17 protein-coding genes are annotated in these 16,962 nt (G+C 72.5%); 8 read left to right on the top strand and 9 right to left on the bottom strand.

The annotated features are described in order from the left end of the window. Positions 1-14: 14 nt before the first annotated feature. The 3 genes from ACFC1F_RS22855 to ACFC1F_RS22865 all read right to left on the bottom strand — a co-directional run bounded on the left by ACFC1F_RS22855 (position 15) and on the right by ACFC1F_RS22865 (position 3,212). Positions 15-1,664 carry an alpha/beta hydrolase gene (locus tag ACFC1F_RS22855; RefSeq protein ID WP_376160761.1) on the bottom strand — a complete coding sequence of 550 codons (1,650 nt, stop codon included), beginning with the start codon at positions 1,662-1,664 and terminating at the stop codon, positions 15-17. Continuing rightward, a complete protein-coding gene (locus ACFC1F_RS22860) occupies positions 1,661-1,924 on the bottom strand; it encodes a hypothetical protein (protein WP_376160763.1) in 264 nt (87 codons plus the stop codon). The genes ACFC1F_RS22855 and ACFC1F_RS22860 overlap by 4 nt, the downstream gene beginning before the upstream one ends. 376 nt (positions 1,925-2,300) lie before the next feature. After that, positions 2,301-3,212, bottom strand: coding sequence for a LysR family transcriptional regulator (locus tag ACFC1F_RS22865; protein ID WP_376160765.1), 912 nt, complete (start codon positions 3,210-3,212; stop codon positions 2,301-2,303). 195 nt (positions 3,213-3,407) lie between these two features. Between ACFC1F_RS22865 and ACFC1F_RS22870 the strand changes: the two genes are divergently transcribed. Further along, positions 3,408-3,917: a cupin domain-containing protein gene (locus ACFC1F_RS22870; RefSeq protein WP_376160767.1), complete on the top strand. Its 510-nt coding sequence runs from the start codon at positions 3,408-3,410 to the stop codon at positions 3,915-3,917. A gap of 78 nt (positions 3,918-3,995) precedes the next feature. On the opposite strand, the gene ACFC1F_RS22875 is transcribed toward ACFC1F_RS22870, so the two are convergent. Beyond that, entirely contained in the window at positions 3,996-5,042 is a 1,047-nt protein-coding gene (locus ACFC1F_RS22875) for an Lrp/AsnC family transcriptional regulator (protein WP_376160769.1), read from the bottom strand. 165 nt (positions 5,043-5,207) lie between these two features. Here ACFC1F_RS22875 and ACFC1F_RS22880 point away from each other — a divergent pair, with 165 nt between their 5' ends. After that, positions 5,208-6,791, top strand: a complete 1,584-nt coding sequence (locus ACFC1F_RS22880) for an MFS transporter (RefSeq protein WP_376160771.1) — start codon at positions 5,208-5,210, stop codon at positions 6,789-6,791. Between the two features lie 183 nt (positions 6,792-6,974). Here the strand turns inward: ACFC1F_RS22880 and ACFC1F_RS22885 are convergent, their stop codons facing one another. Beyond that, a complete protein-coding gene (locus ACFC1F_RS22885; protein ID WP_376160773.1) occupies positions 6,975-7,697 on the bottom strand; it encodes a hypothetical protein in 723 nt (240 codons plus the stop codon). 342 nt (positions 7,698-8,039) lie between these two features. Here ACFC1F_RS22885 and ACFC1F_RS22890 point away from each other — a divergent pair, with 342 nt between their 5' ends. Further along, on the top strand, positions 8,040-8,420 hold the full coding sequence (locus ACFC1F_RS22890) for a PadR family transcriptional regulator (protein ID WP_376160775.1): 381 nt from the start codon (positions 8,040-8,042) through the stop codon (positions 8,418-8,420). Continuing rightward, complete coding sequence (locus ACFC1F_RS22895) at positions 8,417-9,022, top strand: hypothetical protein (RefSeq protein WP_376160777.1); 606 nt, start codon at positions 8,417-8,419, stop codon at positions 9,020-9,022. The genes ACFC1F_RS22890 and ACFC1F_RS22895 overlap by 4 nt, the downstream gene beginning before the upstream one ends. 39 nt (positions 9,023-9,061) lie before the next feature. On the opposite strand, the gene ACFC1F_RS22900 is transcribed toward ACFC1F_RS22895, so the two are convergent. From ACFC1F_RS22900 to ACFC1F_RS22910, 3 genes are all read right to left on the bottom strand, one after another. Continuing rightward, on the bottom strand, positions 9,062-9,763 hold the full coding sequence (locus ACFC1F_RS22900; protein ID WP_376160779.1) for a 2-phosphosulfolactate phosphatase: 702 nt from the start codon (positions 9,761-9,763) through the stop codon (positions 9,062-9,064). A 194-nt stretch (positions 9,764-9,957) separates the two neighbouring features. Beyond that, complete coding sequence (locus ACFC1F_RS22905) at positions 9,958-10,665, bottom strand: hypothetical protein (RefSeq protein ID WP_376160781.1); 708 nt, start codon at positions 10,663-10,665, stop codon at positions 9,958-9,960. Between the two features lie 182 nt (positions 10,666-10,847). Next, a complete protein-coding gene (locus tag ACFC1F_RS22910) occupies positions 10,848-11,420 on the bottom strand; it encodes a TetR family transcriptional regulator (RefSeq protein ID WP_376160825.1) in 573 nt (190 codons plus the stop codon). A gap of 272 nt (positions 11,421-11,692) precedes the next feature. On the opposite strand from ACFC1F_RS22910, the gene ACFC1F_RS22915 reads away from it, so the two are divergent. Then, on the top strand, positions 11,693-13,171 hold the full coding sequence (locus ACFC1F_RS22915; protein ID WP_376160782.1) for an FAD-dependent monooxygenase: 1,479 nt from the start codon (positions 11,693-11,695) through the stop codon (positions 13,169-13,171). 325 nt (positions 13,172-13,496) lie between these two features. On the opposite strand, the gene ACFC1F_RS22920 is transcribed toward ACFC1F_RS22915, so the two are convergent. Further along, positions 13,497-14,150: a LysE family translocator gene (locus ACFC1F_RS22920; protein WP_376160784.1), complete on the bottom strand. Its 654-nt coding sequence runs from the start codon at positions 14,148-14,150 to the stop codon at positions 13,497-13,499. A 301-nt stretch (positions 14,151-14,451) separates the two neighbouring features. Here ACFC1F_RS22920 and ACFC1F_RS22925 point away from each other — a divergent pair, with 301 nt between their 5' ends. The 3 genes from ACFC1F_RS22925 to ACFC1F_RS22935 all read left to right on the top strand — a co-directional run bounded on the left by ACFC1F_RS22925 (position 14,452) and on the right by ACFC1F_RS22935 (position 16,861). After that, positions 14,452-15,051, top strand: coding sequence for a histidine phosphatase family protein (locus ACFC1F_RS22925; protein ID WP_376160786.1), 600 nt, complete (start codon positions 14,452-14,454; stop codon positions 15,049-15,051). A 177-nt stretch (positions 15,052-15,228) separates the two neighbouring features. Then, a complete protein-coding gene (locus ACFC1F_RS22930; protein WP_376160788.1) occupies positions 15,229-15,675 on the top strand; it encodes an NADAR family protein in 447 nt (148 codons plus the stop codon). Between the two features lie 487 nt (positions 15,676-16,162). Continuing rightward, a complete protein-coding gene (locus ACFC1F_RS22935) occupies positions 16,163-16,861 on the top strand; it encodes an SDR family oxidoreductase (RefSeq protein WP_376160790.1) in 699 nt (232 codons plus the stop codon). Positions 16,862-16,962: the final 101 nt, after the last annotated feature.

Genomic DNA, 16,962 nt, shown 5'->3' on the forward strand with positions numbered 1-16,962 from the left:
TCTCCGGGATCGACTCAATGCCAGATGGGGATGAACCCTCCGATGACGATCTCCTTGGGATCGACCTCCGGCGGCTTGTTGACGATGATCTTCCCCTGGTTCCTGAGGCTCTCCGTGTTCGCGTCCCAGTAGCCGCCGTGGCCCGACGTGTCGGTGTAGAGGTTGTTGCCTCCGAACCCGATGATGTGAGGGCCCGGGCCCAGGGTGTACCCGCCGACGAGGCGCGTGGGGTCGTCCTCGGCCTCGGAGATCCAGACGTGGTTGGGGTCGATGTGCAACTTGTCGGCGTTGTCGACGCCCATGCCGGGACTGCCGAGCGTGACGATGTCGTCGGCGTGCAGGCCGTCGCCGCCCGAAGCGGCCACGCCGACGGCGTAGCTGCCGTAGCTGTGCGCGATGTAGGAGAGATGGGTCTTCGGCTCGCCGTGCGCGACCCTGAGCCCGTTGGAGAAGCGCCGCAGGTCGTCGGCGCCGTCCTTGCCGCGCTGGGGATTCGCCGCCTCGGGGAGGCTCTCGGGCGGGTCGTAGCCTAGGTAGGAGATCACCGAGACGGTCTCGCCGGCCTTCGCGAAACCCTTGGCGGTGGACTGCAGTTGGCGGATGCGGTCGATCTGCCCCGGGACGCCGTTGAAGTCGGTGTTCGTGCCCGGGACGAACACGGACGTGTGCGTCGCCTTGTCCGGGTTGCCGGTGGCGACGATCGCGCGCCCGTCCCCCTCGTACGCCTCGGGGTCGATGCCCAGGAGGAACATCTGGTGCTCCTCGTCCTTGGCGTCGGCGGACTCCTCCAGCTTGCCCTTGATGGTCCTGAGCGCGGCCTTGCGCTTGTCGTAGTCCGTCTGGTCGAGGCCGAACGAGGCGGGGGTGCCGGCCTCCAGGGCGTCGAGCTTCTGGTCCAGCACGAGCCGGTTGGCCTCGTCCCGGGCGGTGGCCGGCAGGCCGTCCATGGCGCCGATCCTGGCCGCGTTCAGGGCCAGGTACGTCTCCTGCTGGTCGGGGGTGAGGCCCTTCCACCAGTCGGCGTTCTTCTGCGGGTCCTTGCCGTCCGGGATGTAGGGGTCGGCGAGGCCGAGGTCCTTCATCACGTCGGCGGCGTCGGTCCGCGTCTCGGCCATGGATCCGTTCGCCCGCTCGGCGTTCAGGATGTCCCCGTTCAGGCGTCCGAGGGCGGTGTTTCCCTGGTCGCTCGCCGTCTGGGCGTCCTTCAGTGCCTGGTTGATCCGGTCCTGGTACCCGTTCCTGAGGGTCATGAGGTTGCGGCGGTCGGCCTGGGCGTCCGGGTCGTTGTGTTCCCCGGGGCCCACGGGCGGGAGGCTGACCGTGCCGTCCGCCGACACCGTCAGACCGGAGTCCTGTGCGCGGTGCACCGCGTTCGTCAGGTTCGTCTGTGCCTGGTACATCCGGTCGGCGACCGTGTTCAGCGTCAGCGCTGCCGTCTCCGCCTCGACCCGGACGACGTCCAGCTGCTGCTCGGTGCGCTCCATGTAGGGGTACGCCGCATCGGCGTCCGCGCCCTTCCAGTGCTGGTGCAGCGGGCCGTTGACCTGGTTGCGATGGCGCGAGCCCGTGGTCTCCGCGCTGTGCGCCAGTGCCTTCCAGTTCTTCGCGACGTCACGCAGCCCCTGCGGGTCGAACTTCACCAGGAGCTCGTAGAGGCTGCTCACTGCTTCGCCCCCTGCTGCTGGCTCCAGGCGCCGGCCACCGCCTGCTCGTTGTGGCTGTGGGCGTCGGCGTTCGCGTCCAGGTTGGTGGCGGTGGCCGTGATCCGCTGCTGGAGCGCCGAGAGCGGTGCGGCCCAACTGCTCCCCAGCTGCCCGAGCCCGCCGGCGACCGACCAGCCGGCGAGCTGACCAGAGGTCGTGGTCGCCGAGGTCAGTGCGGTCTGGACGGGCTTGGCGAATTCCTCGGCAAGGGCTTTCGCCACCTGTGCCGATTGGTGCAGTTCAGTCGGAACGACGCTGACGTCAGCCAACGTGATCTCCCCCCCCGAGAGTGGTGCCTGATGCGATTCGAGCCGCACCGAAAATATGGCAACACAATAGATCAGGCGTTCGTACGAATCCTCGGACGGTGGCAGGAGTGGTACACCGACGTGCGGTTCTGTGACATTCCCGGGGTACGGCCGGGTGTCGGCCCCGGGTTCATGGGGCTCGCTTCTCCGAGACTTGGTTCTCCGAATCCCACTTCTCCGGGGGCCTACTTCTCCGAACCCCACTTCTCCGGGGCCTACTTCTCCGAGTTCGCTTCCCCAGTCCTCGCTTCTCGAAGGTTCACTTCTCCAGGGCTCGATTCCTCGGGGCTCAGTTCTCCAAGGCCCGCAGCAACAGGCGTACGGCGGCGGTGGGCGCGCCGGTGGGGACGGCGGTGCCGGTGGGGACGGCGAGTGAGGTGGTCACGGTCGGGCCGACGAGTGGGCGGACGGCCACATGGGGGAGTCGGGGCAGGCCGGTGATCTCGTAGAAGACCGTCCAGGACGGTTCCGCGTCGCCGCCGAGTTCGGCCAGGGTCTCCTGGAGGCCGGTGAAGGGCGCCCTGTGCGGCGGGTCGATGCCGGCGGTCCGGCAGGCGGCGGTCACCAGGTCGTGGAACGGGGGGTTGTGTTCCCGGGCGGCCAACCGCATCGGCAGGTCGCCGAGTTGCTCCAGGCGTAGTTCGGGCTGTGCCGCGAGGGGGTGGCCTGCCGGTACGGCGACGTACAGCGGGTCGTGCCACACCGGGAACAGCCGGATGCCGGGGTGGTCCGGGAGGGTGGCGGCTCGGACCAGGGCCGCGTCCAGCTCGCCCCGCTCCACCCCGGCCAGCCGTTCGGCCGGGGAGGCCCGTCGAAGCCGGACCCGCAGTCGTGGCGCGCTGTCGGCAAGTCGGGCGAGGGCCCGGTACAGCCGGTCACCGGGGGCCTGGACGGTGCCGAGCCGCAGGACGCCGTCCCGGCCGCCGCGCACCTCCTCGGCGACCAGGCCGATCTGCCGGACGGCGGCGAGCGCCGCCCGGGCCTCCGGCAGCAGGCGTTCACCGGCGGCGGAGAGCCGGGTGTGCCGGGTCGAGCGGTCGAAGAGCGTCACGCCGAGCTCCCGTTCCAGCCTGCGGATCTGCTGGCTCACGGCCGACTGCACGATGTTCAGCCCCTCGGCGGCCCGGCCGAACCCGCCGTGCTCCGCGACCGCCACGAAGTACTGGAGCTGTCGCAGTTCCACCTCGTCCCCCTCGTCCATCTCGATCGGTGATGACTGTCTGCTCCAAGTGCTTCTGGTCCGCGGATCATCCCGGCCGGTCCAATGGGCGACGAACCCGGCTCCGAAGGTCGGAGGGCGGGGAAGGTCGAAGCCGGAAAGCCGGAAGGCCGGAAGGCCGGAAAGCCGGAAGGCCGGAAAGCCGGGAAGCCGGGAAGCGGAGCAGAGGAGATGGGAATGGGAAGCGCAGCGGGGATCGCCGGTGGGGCGGCGGGCGCGTTCGTGGTGCAGGCGGCCGAGGTGGAGCGCGCCGAACTGCCGCACGGTGCCTTTCAGTTGCTGGCCGATGCCGGCAATACGGGCGGCGCGTTCGGGGCCAACCGGCTGACCCTCGGGGTCGGCGCGGACGGTGCCAGGCCGCACTGTCACGCGGTGTCCTGGGAGGTGTTCACCGTCCTCGACGGCGCGGCCGAGTTCCTGCTCGGCGACCGGACGGAGGTCGTGGCCGCCGGGGGTCTGGTCGCCGTTCCGCCCGGTCTGCCGCACGCCTTCGGTGCGGCACCGGGCAGTTCGACGGACCTGCTCGTCGTCGCCACGCCGGGGGTGGAACGCTTCGAGTACTTCCGCCGGCTGTCCGGGATCGCCTGGGGCCGGGAGCGGTTCGACGATCTGCTGCCCGATCAGGACACCTACGACGTGCACTTCGTCGAGAGCGCCGTGTGGGACGCGGCCAGGGCCCGGGGCTGACCCGCCGTGAAGGGCGGCCGGGCCACGGGACCGTGCGGGGCGGCCGGGCCGCCGTGACCCTGCGGGGCGGTCTGGCCGTCAGCCGCGAAGGGTGGCGGCGGCCTTGAAGGTGCGCAGCACCGGCGCCGTCTCGATGCGGGTGATGGCGTCCAGGGCGACGCGTCGGGTCAGGTAGTGGTGCAGGGCCTCCGCGTCGCGGCACAGGGCGTGGGCGACCAGGTTGGTGGAGCCGGTGGTGGCGGCGACGACGGCGAGTTCGTCGTGGGCGGCCAGGGTGGTGGCCACCTCGTCGAGGCGGCTGGGGGCGACCTGCATCCAGAGCAGCGCGGACACGGTGGCGCCGAGGACGGCCGGTTCGATGTCGACGTCGAAGAACAGCGCACCGCGCGCCCGCAGTTCGGTCAGGCGACGGGCGACCGTGGAGGGCGTGGAGCCGGTCGCGGCGGCGAGGTCGGCATAGCTGGTCCGGGCGTCCTCGCGCAGCACGGCGAGCAGGCGCAGGTCGGCGTCGGTGAGCGTGTACGGGGCGTCGCCGGTGATGTCGCCCGTGGCGCCGGCCGAGGCGCCGCCTGTGACGTCGGCCGTGACGCCGCCCGTCGCCTCGGCCGTGACACCGCCCGGGACGTCGTGGGCGCGCAGCCGGGCCTCCTGTTCGGGGGTGAGCGTGCTGACCCGGCCGCGCCACGCGGTGGGCCCGCCGAGGTAGGTGTGCAGCAGGTAGTGCGCGGAGACCCCGGTGATCCCGGTCGTGCGCGGGATGTCGCGCAGCAGGAGTGAGTGGGCGTCGGGGCCGCTGGGCGCGGTGTTGATGATCGCGACGATCTCGGTGCCGCCGGAGGTCAGCCGGACCCACGAGGTGTCGGGACGGCGTGACAGCGCGACCGCGATGTCGTGGGCGGTGCGGGTCGCGGCGGTCAGGCGGAGCAACCACTGGTGCTCGCGGGTGCTGCTCGGGGTCGGCAGGGCGACGACGCGCAGGCCGCCCTCGGCGTGCATGCGGCGGTAGCGGCGCACCACGGTCTGGGTCGACGAGCCGAGGACGTCGGCGATGAGGGTGAACGGGGCGCGGGCGTCCACATGGAGGGCGTGGATCAGGCCGCGGTCGAGGTCGTCCAGTTCGAGCATATCCACCAAAGTAGCGGACCAGAATGGAGGAAATCGTCGATTTGGCGGCCAGGAATGGAAGCCGTGGCAGGGGGCGGTTCAGGGTGGTGGTCAGGCGGCCGGACGCCGGAACGACGCGCGGCGCGCCGCTCATCCGCGGACCACACACGACCCACGGGGGTTCCCATGGCCGAACACTCCACCGCGCCCGCCGGCACCGGTGGCGCCGCCACCCGCACCGCCCGCGACACCCTGGCCACGCCCGACCGGCCGCCCGTCCACCACGCCCCGGCCGCCCACGACTCCCCGGCCACGCCCGACGGGCCGGCCCCCGGTCCGTACCGGTGGCGGTGGACCGCCCTGATCGCGCTGCTCACCGCCGAGGCCATGAACCTCCTCGACGCCACCATCGTCCAGGTCGCCGGCCCCGTCATCCACACCGACCTCGGCGGCCCCGCCGCCGCGATCCCCTGGTACAGCGCCGCCTACACCCTCACCTTCGCCCTCGGGCTGCTCACCGCCGCGCGCCTCGGCGACATCGCCGGCCGCCGGCGCGTCTTCCGGATCGGCGTCACCGCGTTCGCCCTCACCTCGCTGGCCTGCGCGCTCGCCCCGAACGTCACCGTCCTGATCGGCATGCGCGCGCTGCAGGGCGCCGCCGCGGCCCTGATCATCCCCCAGACGTTCGGACTGATCCGGGCCATGTTCGACGACGACGAACTCCCCAAGGCGCTGGGCACCATCGGCCCGGTGATGGGGCTGTCCGCAGTCCTCGGGCCCGTCCTGGGCGGTGTGCTCACCCACGCCGACCTGTTCGGAACCGGCTGGCGGGCGGTGTTCCTGGTGAACCTGCCACTCGCGGCCGCCGTCCTGGCCATCGCCCCTCGCCTGCGGGAGGACCGCGCCCCCGTACGTCCCCGCCTCGACCCGGCCGGCACCGCCCTGGCCATGACGGGCACGGCGCTGCTGGTGTGCCCGCTCGCCGCCGGGACCGGCGCGCCGAGCGCCACCGCGTGGGCCGCCGCCGCGCTCGGTGCGGTCGTCCTGTTCGCCTTCACCGTCCACCAGCGCCGCGCGGCGGCCGCCGGCCGCACCCCGCTGGTCGAGCCGTCCCTGCTGCGAGGGCGCGCCTTCCCCGCCGCACTCGCCACCTCCACCCTGTTCTTCGCCGTCATGAACGGCGTCATGATCACGGTGGTGCTTCACCTGGAACTGGGCCTGGACAGCGGCCCGCTCACCGCCGGCCTCACCCTGCTGCCGTGGTCCGGCGGCCTGGCGGTCGCCTCCTTCGCGGCCGGCGGCAGCCTCTACGCCCGCTACGGCACGCGCGTCCTGCACGCGGGCCTCGTCACCCTGGCCGTCGGCCTCGCCGCCGCGGCCCTCGCCTACCGGACGGCGTCCGCCGGCGACTACCCGGTCGGTCTTCCGTTCGCCCTCGCCCTGGCCGGACTCGGCGTGGGCCTGTTCACCCCGCCGTTCTTCAGCACCGCGCTGAGTCGCGTCTCCCCGCAGGAGACCGGCTCGGCGGCCGGGCTCCTCAACGCCGTCCAGCAGCTCGGCGGCACCCTCGGCGTCGCCGTCATCGGTGGCGTCTACCTGAGCGGCGACGGCTCCGGCCAGGCCGCGGCCACCAGCGCGCAGCAGGCGCTGGTCACGGCCGGGGTGCTGCTCGCCGCGACCGTCCCGGCCGCCTGGGCGATGACGTCGCGCCGCCGTGCCGGGGCCGCGACGACCGGGTCCGACGCCGAGGCCGCCGACGACGCGCATTGACCTGTCGGCGGGCGGAAGGAGCACTCCGGGCCACGGCAGGTGCCGCCGTGGCCCGGAGCGCGTCGGCGGTCCAGGGGTGAGGGGTGAGGGGTGAGGGGTGAGGGGTGAGGCGCCCTGCCGACGGCCGGTCAACGGCAGGGCAACGGCAGGGCAACGGCGGGGCAACGGCGGGGCAATGGCCGGTCAGGTCCGGAGGAACCTCAACACGAGTGAGAGGAGCAGGAAGGCGTCGACCATCACGCCCGCGTGCAGCATCAGGCTGCTCGACCGCTGCAGGGCGCCGGCGCCGAGGGTGATCCCGGTGATGGTGAGGAGGGTCGCGACGCCAAGGAGGAGCGGGACGACGGCCGACGGCGCATCCAGCTGTACGGCGATGCTTTCGCAGATCAGGACGACGAGCAGTTGGGGCAGGCCGAGCAGCCACACCGTGACGACGCGGCCCCTGCTCGGACGAGGCCGCACCTTGGGCGGAGCAGCAGCAGGCGGCCGCCGGTGGGTGACGGCGGGGGAGCGCGGCGGGAGCGGGAGCGGGGGGAGCGGGGGCGGCGGGACCGGGGGCGGCTGGGTTGGGGGCGGCTGGATTGGGGGCGAGTGGGGCGGGGGCGGTGACACCGGGGGCCCTGCCGGCCGCAGCGGTGGACGGCCGTTCACGGCGGCCTGGAGCATCTGCCCGAACGCGGCGTCGCCGGAGATCTCATCGGCCAGGACGCTGCGGACGATGTCCGCCGCGCCGCTGCTCCGTTCGCCGTCGAGCCGGAAGAGCGCCGCGGTGCCGAGCTGCGTCCGACCGAGCCGTTCACGCACGAGCGAGACCACGTCCTGATTCGGCGACCCGGCGGTCGTCCCGCGAGCGGCGGAGTCGACGAGTATCCCGACCGCGGCCGCGGCCGACTCCTGTCCGTGCATCGCGCCCTCCCTCGCCGGTGCCCCGCCGCGATGGTACGGACTTGGTTCGTCGCCCACCAGGGTTCTTCGGGTTCTCGTTTGCCAACCTCCAGTCCCCGAAGGCTGGTTCGGGTGGCTCTGCGAGCGGCCCTGTGAGCGGCTCGGGTGACTGGTGCGCGTGGATGGCTCGTGCGGGGGGCGAGCAGGCGCGGGAGGGTGCGTCCTCGACGGCCTGGGCCGAAACCCTCGGATCGGCGGCGGAGCGGTGACGAATTGGCGGCGAAGCGGCGGCGGAGCGGTGACGGAGCGGCGGCGGAGCGGCGACCCTCTCGCTATCTGGCTTCGCATGCTACCTTGTGATGCATGGTACCTGGCATCACAAACCCCGAGGGTGGAGCCGACGCGGCGGACGGACCGGTGGCGACCCAGCTGCGCAAAGGCGTGCTGGAGTACTGCGTCCTTGCCCTCCTGCGAGACGGACCGCGCTACGGGGTCGAGCTGCTGCAGGAACTCGGCCGCTTCCCGATGCTGGCGACCAGCCAGGGCACGATCTACCCCCTGCTGTCCCGACTGCGCCGCGCCGGGCTCGCCGACACCTTCCTGCGCGACTCGGCCAGTGGCCCGTCCCGCCGCTACTACAGCCTCACCGAAGCGGGCCGCAGCGCGCTGGAGGAGTTCAGCACGCTGTGGCCCGCCTTCCGCGAAACCGTCGACCACGTCCTCGCCCCAGGAGAGAACCCGTGAACAACCCCATCGAGCACCCCCTGGTCCGCGCCCACCTCGACGCCGTCGACCGGTACACCGCCCCGCTGCCCGCCGAGCGCCGCCGCGAACTGCTGGCGGACCTGCGCGAGCACGTCGAGGTCACGCTGGCCGAGCACGACAGCGCCGACGAGGACACCGTCCGGCAGGTCCTCGCGCAGCTCGGCAGCCCCCGGCAGATCGCCGACGCCGCGCTGGCCGAGGAGGGCCAGGCCCGCCCCGAGCCGGAGACCGGCCGCCGCACCACCCTCACCCTGGTCCTCGCGGTGCTGCCGATGCCGCTGCTCCTCGTCCCGGCGATCGGTCCGGCCCTCGCCCTGATCGCCGCGGTCGCCGCCGCCGTCCGGGTCGCGAAGTCCGCGCAGTGGAGCCGCCGGGAGAAGACCCAGGCGACCCTGCTGTTGCTCAGCCCGGTCCTGGTCACGCCGCTGGCCGCCGCCGTCGTCGCCGTCGCGTCCTCCGCCGGCCTCAGCCCGGCCGGCGTCCTCACCGCCTGCGCACTGGGCTTCTGCCCCACCCTGCTCGCGGCGTTCCGTCTGGCCCGCTCCGCCGCCCACCTGCGCACCGCCGCCCTGGCGGCGTGAACGCCCCCCGGACACGCGGCCGCCGGACCATGCCGGCGGTCAGATCGAGGCCTCGTCCGTCAGGGAAGGCACGGCGCGCGGACGCAGGACCATGAGCGAGTCCTCCAAGGCCGCCACCACGGCGAAGGGGAAGCGGTCGAGCTCAAGACAGAGCGCGACGTCGTCGGGGTGGACTCCCTGGCGCACACCCTCCGTCAGCTCGGCCGCGGCGCGCGACTCGGCGCCGCGGCGGAGGAACCCGGCCGCGTCCGTCACGTCCCCGGCGGCTCTCCGGGCGATGTACTGGGCGCACGCCAGGTCCTCATCGGCTCGCCCGCCCTCACCGGTGACCACGAACGTGACGCTGTCGCACTCACGTTCCCGCAACAGCCGCGCAGTTGCCTCCGCCACCACGAAGCCGGCGCACAGCACCAGCGACGCCTCCCTGACCGCGAGGGCGCCGACCGTTCCTGCCGTGGTCTTCTGTACGACGGTCCGCCCGCCGAGGTCGACGGACTGTAGCAGGCCGGGCGAGTTGACGGCGTCGAACCCGGGCGCGGCCGGACCGTCCTTGAGCGCCACCCAGTCCGGGTGACGAGCCTTGAGCGCCAGGGCTTCGTCCAGCGACTCGGCGAGAACGATCTTCTCCGCCCCCTGGGCAAAGGCCCAGGCGGCCACGGTGAAAGCACGCATGACGTCGACGACGACCGCCACGGACGGGACTTCGACCAGCTCATCGATGCCAAGGAAACGAGCGTCCATCCGGTCATGATCGCGCACGCCGGACCCACGGCACCCGGAAGGTGGCCCGGATCACGGTGGCGGTCTCGGGATGCGAGACCCGCGGCCTCCCGCGCCGCAGAGGTGGTCCGTGACGGCACGTCCTTCGACGAGAAGGGCGTCCCCTGCTCGTGGGGGCCGGTTGCTCCGAACTGCCAAGGGCGGGCGGCTCCCGGTCAGACTGCGATCGGGAGCTCCTCGATCCAGCAGTCGACCGACCTCGCGGTGATCGCGGCCAATGCGTTCTCGGCGTCGGCCCTGGTCAGGAAGACGCCCGCTCCGGTGACGGCGGGCCCGTCGGGGCGGATTACCCGTGTCATGACGACGTGGACGAAGCGGTGACGCTCCCGGCGGATCGTGACGCTCTCCTCGGCCGACAGCGCCTCGACGAGATCCCGGGTCGAGGCGATGGTGAGGCCGGGGTCGACCCCGTCCAAGGGCAGGCTGGGCCAGATCGGCCTGCCGGGGTCGACGTGGCTGAAGAAGCTCTGTTGCGTGTGGCCGAGTACCCCTTCCGTCCAGCCGACGGCCATGGCCACCACGTAGTCGGACTCGCCCTGGCTCTCCAGGACGAAGACGTGATCGTCCCGGTCGAAGGAGACGCTGGCGTGCTCGGCCTTGACCTGCGCGCTCTCGGCCTCGGTCGCGCATCTGATCGCCAGGCCGCGGTGGTTGTCACGGATCTTCACCACGGTGACGGGCTTGAACAGCAGGTCGATCGTCGTCTCGGGCTCGCCGGGTTCGTCGGGCCGGCCGACGCTCCGCATCAGGAGCTGGCTGTGGCTCGCCGTGTAGGCCAGGAGGTGGAATGAGCGCTCGCTGCGGAAGAGCTCCTTGCCGGGGACGAGCTGGTGATCGCGATTGAGCCAGGTGCTGTCCGTCATGGGCTCACGATCTCCGTCCCGCCCACGCAGGTCAACGTGATTGTCGAGCGGAGGGGCCGGTCCCGTCCGCTCCGCCTGCCGGGCCGGCCGGCTGTACGCGGCGGAGCGCAGCCCCGGGTGCGCCGCCACGCCGTCGCGCCCCCAACAGGCCCCGAGGTGCGTGCCGTTGCCGTGCCCGCGGGTCAGAATCCGCGGGTGGCGGCGCCGTCGCGCAGCAGTGCGAACGCCTCGGTCGACTCGGCGGCGGCGATGCGGGCGACGTCGCCGATGTCCTGCCCCGCGGCGAGCCGGTCCCAGGTGGAGCGGGCGAGGACCTGGCGGACCGCCGTGAACTGGGCGGCGACCAGCCGGGCGGCCACGCCGCCGTCCGGGTCCAGCGCCTCGGCGAGCGCGCGGGTGTCGGCGTCCATGTAGTCGAGCAGGTTGGCGGAGAGGCTGGGGGTCTCGTAGATCAGCCGGAGGAAGGCGAGCACCTCCGGGTGGTCGGACAGCCCGGTGTTGGGGTCCCGGGCCGCCAGTCGCTCCAGGTGGTGGCGCTCCAGGGCGTCCAACGGCGTGAGTCCGGCCCCGCGGTCGCGTACGACCCGCCCGGCCTCGCCGAGGTGGTCGGCGAAGCGGTGCAGGACCAGCTCCTCCTTGCTGCCGAAGTAGCGGAAGAGCGTGGGCTTGGAGACCTCGGCCGCGGCGGCGATCTCGGCCACCGAGACACGGTCGAAACCGCGTTCGAGGAAGAGAGCGATGGCCACGTCGGCGATGGTCTGCCGGGTGCGCCGCTTCTTGATGGTCCGCAGGCCCGTGCCAGGGCCCGCGCCAGGGGCCGCGTCAGGGTCTGCGCCCGGGCTTGGGTCAAGGTCCGCCTCCGGGCCCCTGCTCGGTCCGGTCGGCTCGGTCGGCTTGCTCGGACGCGTGCGCTGCTCACTCGGGCTCATGCCGAGATCATAACCCGGAGACATTTGTTACCCGGTTGCATTTGTTACTGGGTTGCTGTTTCATGGTGTGCATCGACAACCGGAAGGGGCGGACGGACATGACGACCGTGGTGATCGTGGGGGCGGGGCCGACCGGACTGACCCTGGCGTGCGGACTGGCGCGACAGGGCGTGGCGGTCCGGGTGATCGAGAAGGCGGCGGCCTTCCACACCGGCTCGCGCGGCAAGACCCTCAATCCGCGCAGCCTGGAGGTGCTCGCGGACCTCGGCCTGGGCGAGCGGCTGGCAGCCGAGGGCCGCACCCACCTGCCGTTCCGCAAGTACTTCGAGGGCGAGTTCGTCAAGGAGAGCGAGCCGTTCGCCGGCGTCCGCCCCAGCGATGTCGCCCCGTACCCGGCGAGCCTGTGGCTGCCGCAGACGCGGGTGGAGCGGCTGCTGCGCGAGAAGCTCGCCGAGTACGGGGTGGCGGTCGAACTCGCCACCGAGCTCGCGGACTTCACGCAGGACGGTGACGGGGTGGAGGTGCGCCTCGCGGACGGCGGGCGGATCTCCGCCGAGTACCTGGTCGCGTGCGACGGCGGCCGCTCCACCGTGCGCAAGCTGCTGGGGATCCCGTTCGTCGGCGACGGTGACCCGGAGCCGATGATGGTCTGCGGCGACGTCGAGGTCGAGGGCCTGGAGCCGGGCGCCTGGCACCAGTGGTTCGGGCCGGAGGGCGTGTTCATGCTCTGCCCGTTCGAGGGCAGCCGCCGCTGGCAGCTGCAGGCCAGCCCCGAGAGGGACGCCGACGGCCGGGCGGTGGCCCCGTCGCTGGAGAGCTTCCAGCGGCTGGCCGCACGGCACACCGGCCGCGAGGACCTCAAGCTCACCAACGCCACGTGGCTGTCCACCTGGCGGGTCAACGTCCGGATGGCCGAGAGCTACCGCCAGGGGCGGGTCTTCCTGGCCGGCGACTGCGCCCACGTCCACCCCACGGCGGGCGGGCTCGGCATGAACACCGGCATCCAGGACGCCTGGAACCTCGCCTGGAAGCTGGGGCACGTGCTGCGCGGCCTGGCGGGACCGGCCCTGCTGGACACCTACCAGGAGGAGCGGCTGCCGATCGCCGCCTGGACCCTCGACGTCAGCACCGCCGGGATGGCCGCCGTCACCGAGGGCATCAGCACCCCCGGCGTCGGCGTCGAAGCCGGCCGGGTGGCCGACGTCACCGGCCTCTCGCTCGGCTACCGGTGGAGCCGCCTCGCCACCGACCGCCTCGGTGGCCCGCTCCAGGCCGGCGACCGGGCGCCGGACGCCGTCTGCTCCGGCCCCGACGGCGAACCGTCCAGCCTCTTCGGGCAGTTCGCCGGTGACCACTTCACCCTGCTCGGCTTCGGTCCGAGTACCCGCCCCGCCCTCGCCGACCTGCCCGGCCACGTCCGGCCGGTCCTCCTCGACGACCCCGACGACGCCGCCCGCGACGCCTACGGAATCACCGGCGACGCCCTCGTCCTCGTCCGCCCGGACAACCACATCGCCCTCACCGCCCCGGCGGCCGCCCGCGACGAGGTGCTCGCGTACCTTGCCGCCCTGCGGTAGGCGGAGCGGGCGGATCGCCGGGCACACTGAACGCCGGACGCCGCACGCGGGACACCGCACAGTGCACGCCGCACACTGCACGCCGCACGCGGGACACCGCACGCCGCGAGGACGTGTCGACTCATTCGGGCCTCCGCCGGATCGGCGGAGGCCCGACGGCGCTCCGGGGTCAGGCGGTGATGCCGGTGACGCGGCGACGATGGCCGCCGGTTGGATGTTGAGCGAACGGTGCCTGCATGTGCTCGTCCCGCAACCGGGAGAGCAGGACCCGGCCCGATGTGCTCCTGGTCGACATCTCGCCGTCCCTGCCGGTCGGTCCCGGCGGTCAGTTCTCCCCGAGTGCCAGCTTGACGCCGAAGCCGACGAGGACCGAGCCGGTGATCGCGTCGATGGCCCGCTGCACCGAGCCGCGGTTCAGCCACCGGCGGACGAGCTGGGTGCCGAGGATCAGCGCGCTGAACCAGACCAGCCCCTCCAGGTCGTGCACGGCCGCCAGGACGACCCCCATCAGCAGATGCGAGGTGCCGCTGGGGATGAACTGGGGCAGCATCGCCATGTAGAAGACGCCGTTCTTCGGGTTCAGCAGGCTGGTGCCCAGCCCGCGCGCCCAGGACCGTGCCCACGTCGCCTCCGCGGTCGTGGCCCCCGCTCCGTCCGCCGCATCCCCCGAGGTGGGCCGGCCGCGCTCCTTGAGCGTCCGGCGAAGCATGCCGATCCCCAGCCAGGCCAGGTACCCCGCACCGGCCACGCGCAGCGCGTCGTACAGCAGATGGGATGCCGTGAGCACCGCCGCGGCACCGACCGCGGCGGCAATGCCCCACACGAGCACGCCGCAGAGGATCCCCAGCGCCGTCGCGAAGGCCCGGCGCCTGCCCAGGGTGATCGCGGAGCGCAGCACCAGAGCCGTGTCCAGTCCCGGCATGACGGTCAGCATGCCCGCCACGACGGCGAAGGAGGCGGCAGCAGAGGTAACGGTCATTCGGCCATCCTGAAGCCGTGTCCGCGATCACGTCCAACGCGGTCTGCTTCACTGCGCATCAGCAGGGCTGATGCCGCTGACCGCTCGGCGCTTCGCCCCTGGGAGCGGCGGACCTCTTGCTACTTCCCGGCGGAATTGAGGCTCTGCGACATCCGGGGCCTCCTTCCGGTGGCGGGACGGGTCCCTTCGTCGCTGCCGACGCCTCGGCGAGGGGCTTGCGAGGTCTATGGCCGGAACCGGGCGAGAATGGCCGGCGTCGGATCCCTGGACGGCGTGTGCGAGATCGCGAGGGAGATCCGGGATGACGGGGGCGGCGACGCGTTACCTGTATCTGGTGCGGCACGGGGAGGCGTTGGCGGACGAGAGCGGGTTGAGCCAGAACGGGCGGCGGCAGGCGGTGCTGCTGGGCCGGCGGTTGAGGGGGCGGCCGATCTCGGTGGTGCACCACGGGCCGTTGGCGCGGGCCGCGGAGACCGCGCGCCTGGTGGGGGAGCAGCTGGGCGGCGGCGCGGTGCTGCGGGAGACGGAGGTGGCCGGGGACTACGTGCCGTACGTGCCGGAGCGGGCCGAGTTGCCGGCGGACTGCGCCGACCACCTGGTGCGGTTCCTGGAGCAGGCGACGCCGGAGGAACGGCGGCGGGGGCCCGGGTTGGCGCGGCGGGCGGTGGAGGAGTTCACCGGGCCGGTGACGGGGGAGGAGGAGCGGCACGAGCTGGTCGTGACGCACAACTTCCTGGTGGGGTGGCTGGTCCGGGAGGCCCTGGACGCGCCGAAGTGGCGGTGGCTCGGGCTGAACCACGCCAACGCGGCCCTGACGGTCGTCCGCTACGCACCGGGCCGGCCGTCGTCGGTGGTCGTCTTCAACGACACGCGGCACCTGCCGGGCGAGTTGCCGTTGTAAGTCCCTGCCCGCGGTGCGGCAATCCGACGGTCCGAGCTGAAGCGACCAGGCGGCGGGACGACGGCGTGCGGCGTGGCCTTCGACGGTGAAGTCCGGGGAGCGGGCGACCGATACCGGTTGCGAGCGCGGACCAGCGGCTGGGATCGTGGGGGCCCCGCAACTGGCCACGAGGCTCGGATGACGATCTACTTCTACGGTGCTGACGAAGTCCCCTACGGCTGCTTCTCCAACTTCTCCGTGCACAGCCTGGACCTCGACGGACACTCGTGGCCGACCTCGGAGCACTACTTCCAGGCCCAGAAGTTCGTCGGCACCCGCCATGCCGATCTCATCCGTCGGGCCCGCACGCCGCTGCGTGCAGCGGAGTTGGGCCGTGACCCGTCCAAGCCACTGCGACGGGACTGGGACCGGGTCAAGGATGACGTGATGCGCCGTGCCGTGGCGACCAAGTTCCGAGCGCATGCGGACATCCGGGAGATCCTGTTGTCCACTGCCGACGAGGAGATCGTCGAGGACACCACCACCGACCACTACTGGGGCCGCGGCAGGACCGGTACCGGCAAGAACATGCTCGGCCGGATCCTGATGCGCACTCGCAGTCAACTCCGCGCCGAAGCCCAGTGATCAGGCGGGGAGACGACGGCGCCCAGCGCGGCAGGCGGAAGGCGCCCCACTGCCGCCCCATCTGTGACGTGACAACCCCAGCCGCAGCCCAATCCACCAACTCCACCAAGACACGGGCCAGATGAGGGAACGGCGCCTCGAAACTCCGCGAAGAACACGCGAGACGTGACCACAGCCAATCGCTGGTTCCTCCCGCACTCCTCTCCGTCATGCCGGCCGGACCAGGAGCGTGAGCGCAGCCCGGGCGCTGCGCGCCGCCGCGCAGGGCCCAACGTGGGTGCCGGCAGGGCGGGTTCGGCCACTTCGTACGGCATCGTGGCCGGTCAGCGATGGCGTACCGGCTCGGCGGAAAGATCGCTGGGTATAGTGCAGTGTTTCGGGGAACCGGTGACCTGGAGTCGGCCGACCTCACGCGCCACCTCGCGTTCACCGGCATCCGGGACCCTGGCGGAGCCCCGATGACCCATATCGCCGAGGAGGCCGTCCCATGGAACCCGTCACGCTGATCACCGGTGGCTCGACCGGAATCGGCGCCGCCACCGCCCGCGACCTGCTCAAGCAGGGCCACCGCGTGGCCGTCACCGGACGTGACGCAGACAAGCTGGCCGCCTTCGCCGCTTCGGCCGGAGCGGGCGAGCGGCTGCTGACGATCACGGGCGACACCAGCGAAGCGCACGACGTCGCCTCCGCCGTGCGCCGCGTGGTGGACGCGTGGGGCCGACTGGACAACGTCATCGCCAACGCCGGTTTCTCACTGCCCGGCAACCTGGAGAGCCACGCCCCCGAGGACATGCGCGCCATGGTCCTCACCAACGTCCTGGGCCCGGCCCTGCTGGTGCGGGAGACCCTGCCGCACCTCAGGGAGTCCAAGGGCCGGATCGTGATCATCGGTTCGGTCGCCGGGCTGCGCAACACGCCTGGCAACCTGTACTCGGTCACCAAGTGGGCCGCGCACGCGCTGGCCGAGAACACCCGGCTGCTGGTCGGCAAGGACGGAGTCGGCGTGACCCTCGTCGCCCCCGGGGTGGTGGACACCCCGTTCTGGGACGAGCGCGGCGGCACCCCCGAGGCGGCGCCGGCGATGACCGCCGAGCAGATCGCGGACACGATCGTCTTCGCCGTCAACCAGCCCGCGGGCGTGGACATCAACCACATCACCATGCGGCCGACCGGGCAGCTCGGCTGACGACGCGCTCCCGACGACCGTGCGACAAGGCGCCTTGGACCCCCCGCCGCATACCAAGCGGTGAAGGCCGAAGGCGCCTTCGGGGTCCGGGTGGACGCGCG

The sequence above is a fragment of the Kitasatospora sp. NPDC056181 genome, assembly GCF_042266225.1.
In the GTDB taxonomy this organism is placed as follows: Bacteria; Actinomycetota; Actinomycetes; order Streptomycetales; family Streptomycetaceae; genus Kitasatospora.

Bases quoted from the DNA above. Each gene is read 5' to 3' on its own strand.
- ACFC1F_RS22930 (WP_376160788.1), top strand. From the start codon at position 15,229: ATGACGATCTACTTCTACGGTGCTGACGAAGTCCCCTACGGCTGCTTC.
- ACFC1F_RS22900 (WP_376160779.1), bottom strand. From the start codon at position 9,763: ATGGACGCTCGTTTCCTTGGCATCGATGAGCTGGTCGAAGTCCCGTCC.
- ACFC1F_RS22865 (WP_376160765.1), bottom strand. From the start codon at position 3,212: ATGGACGAGGGGGACGAGGTGGAACTGCGACAGCTCCAGTACTTCGTG.
- ACFC1F_RS22885 (WP_376160773.1), bottom strand. From the start codon at position 7,697: ATGCACGGACAGGAGTCGGCCGCGGCCGCGGTCGGGATACTCGTCGAC.
- ACFC1F_RS22920 (WP_376160784.1), bottom strand. From the start codon at position 14,150: ATGACCGTTACCTCTGCTGCCGCCTCCTTCGCCGTCGTGGCGGGCATG.
- ACFC1F_RS22915 (WP_376160782.1), top strand. From the start codon at position 11,693: ATGACGACCGTGGTGATCGTGGGGGCGGGGCCGACCGGACTGACCCTG.
- ACFC1F_RS22925 (WP_376160786.1), top strand. From the start codon at position 14,452: ATGACGGGGGCGGCGACGCGTTACCTGTATCTGGTGCGGCACGGGGAG.
- ACFC1F_RS22870 (WP_376160767.1), top strand. From the start codon at position 3,408: ATGGGAAGCGCAGCGGGGATCGCCGGTGGGGCGGCGGGCGCGTTCGTG.
- ACFC1F_RS22880 (WP_376160771.1), top strand. From the start codon at position 5,208: ATGGCCGAACACTCCACCGCGCCCGCCGGCACCGGTGGCGCCGCCACC.
- ACFC1F_RS22905 (WP_376160781.1), bottom strand. From the start codon at position 10,665: ATGACGGACAGCACCTGGCTCAATCGCGATCACCAGCTCGTCCCCGGC.
- ACFC1F_RS22890 (WP_376160775.1), top strand. From the start codon at position 8,040: ATGGTACCTGGCATCACAAACCCCGAGGGTGGAGCCGACGCGGCGGAC.
- ACFC1F_RS22935 (WP_376160790.1), top strand. From the start codon at position 16,163: ATGGAACCCGTCACGCTGATCACCGGTGGCTCGACCGGAATCGGCGCC.
- ACFC1F_RS22875 (WP_376160769.1), bottom strand. From the start codon at position 5,042: ATGCTCGAACTGGACGACCTCGACCGCGGCCTGATCCACGCCCTCCAT.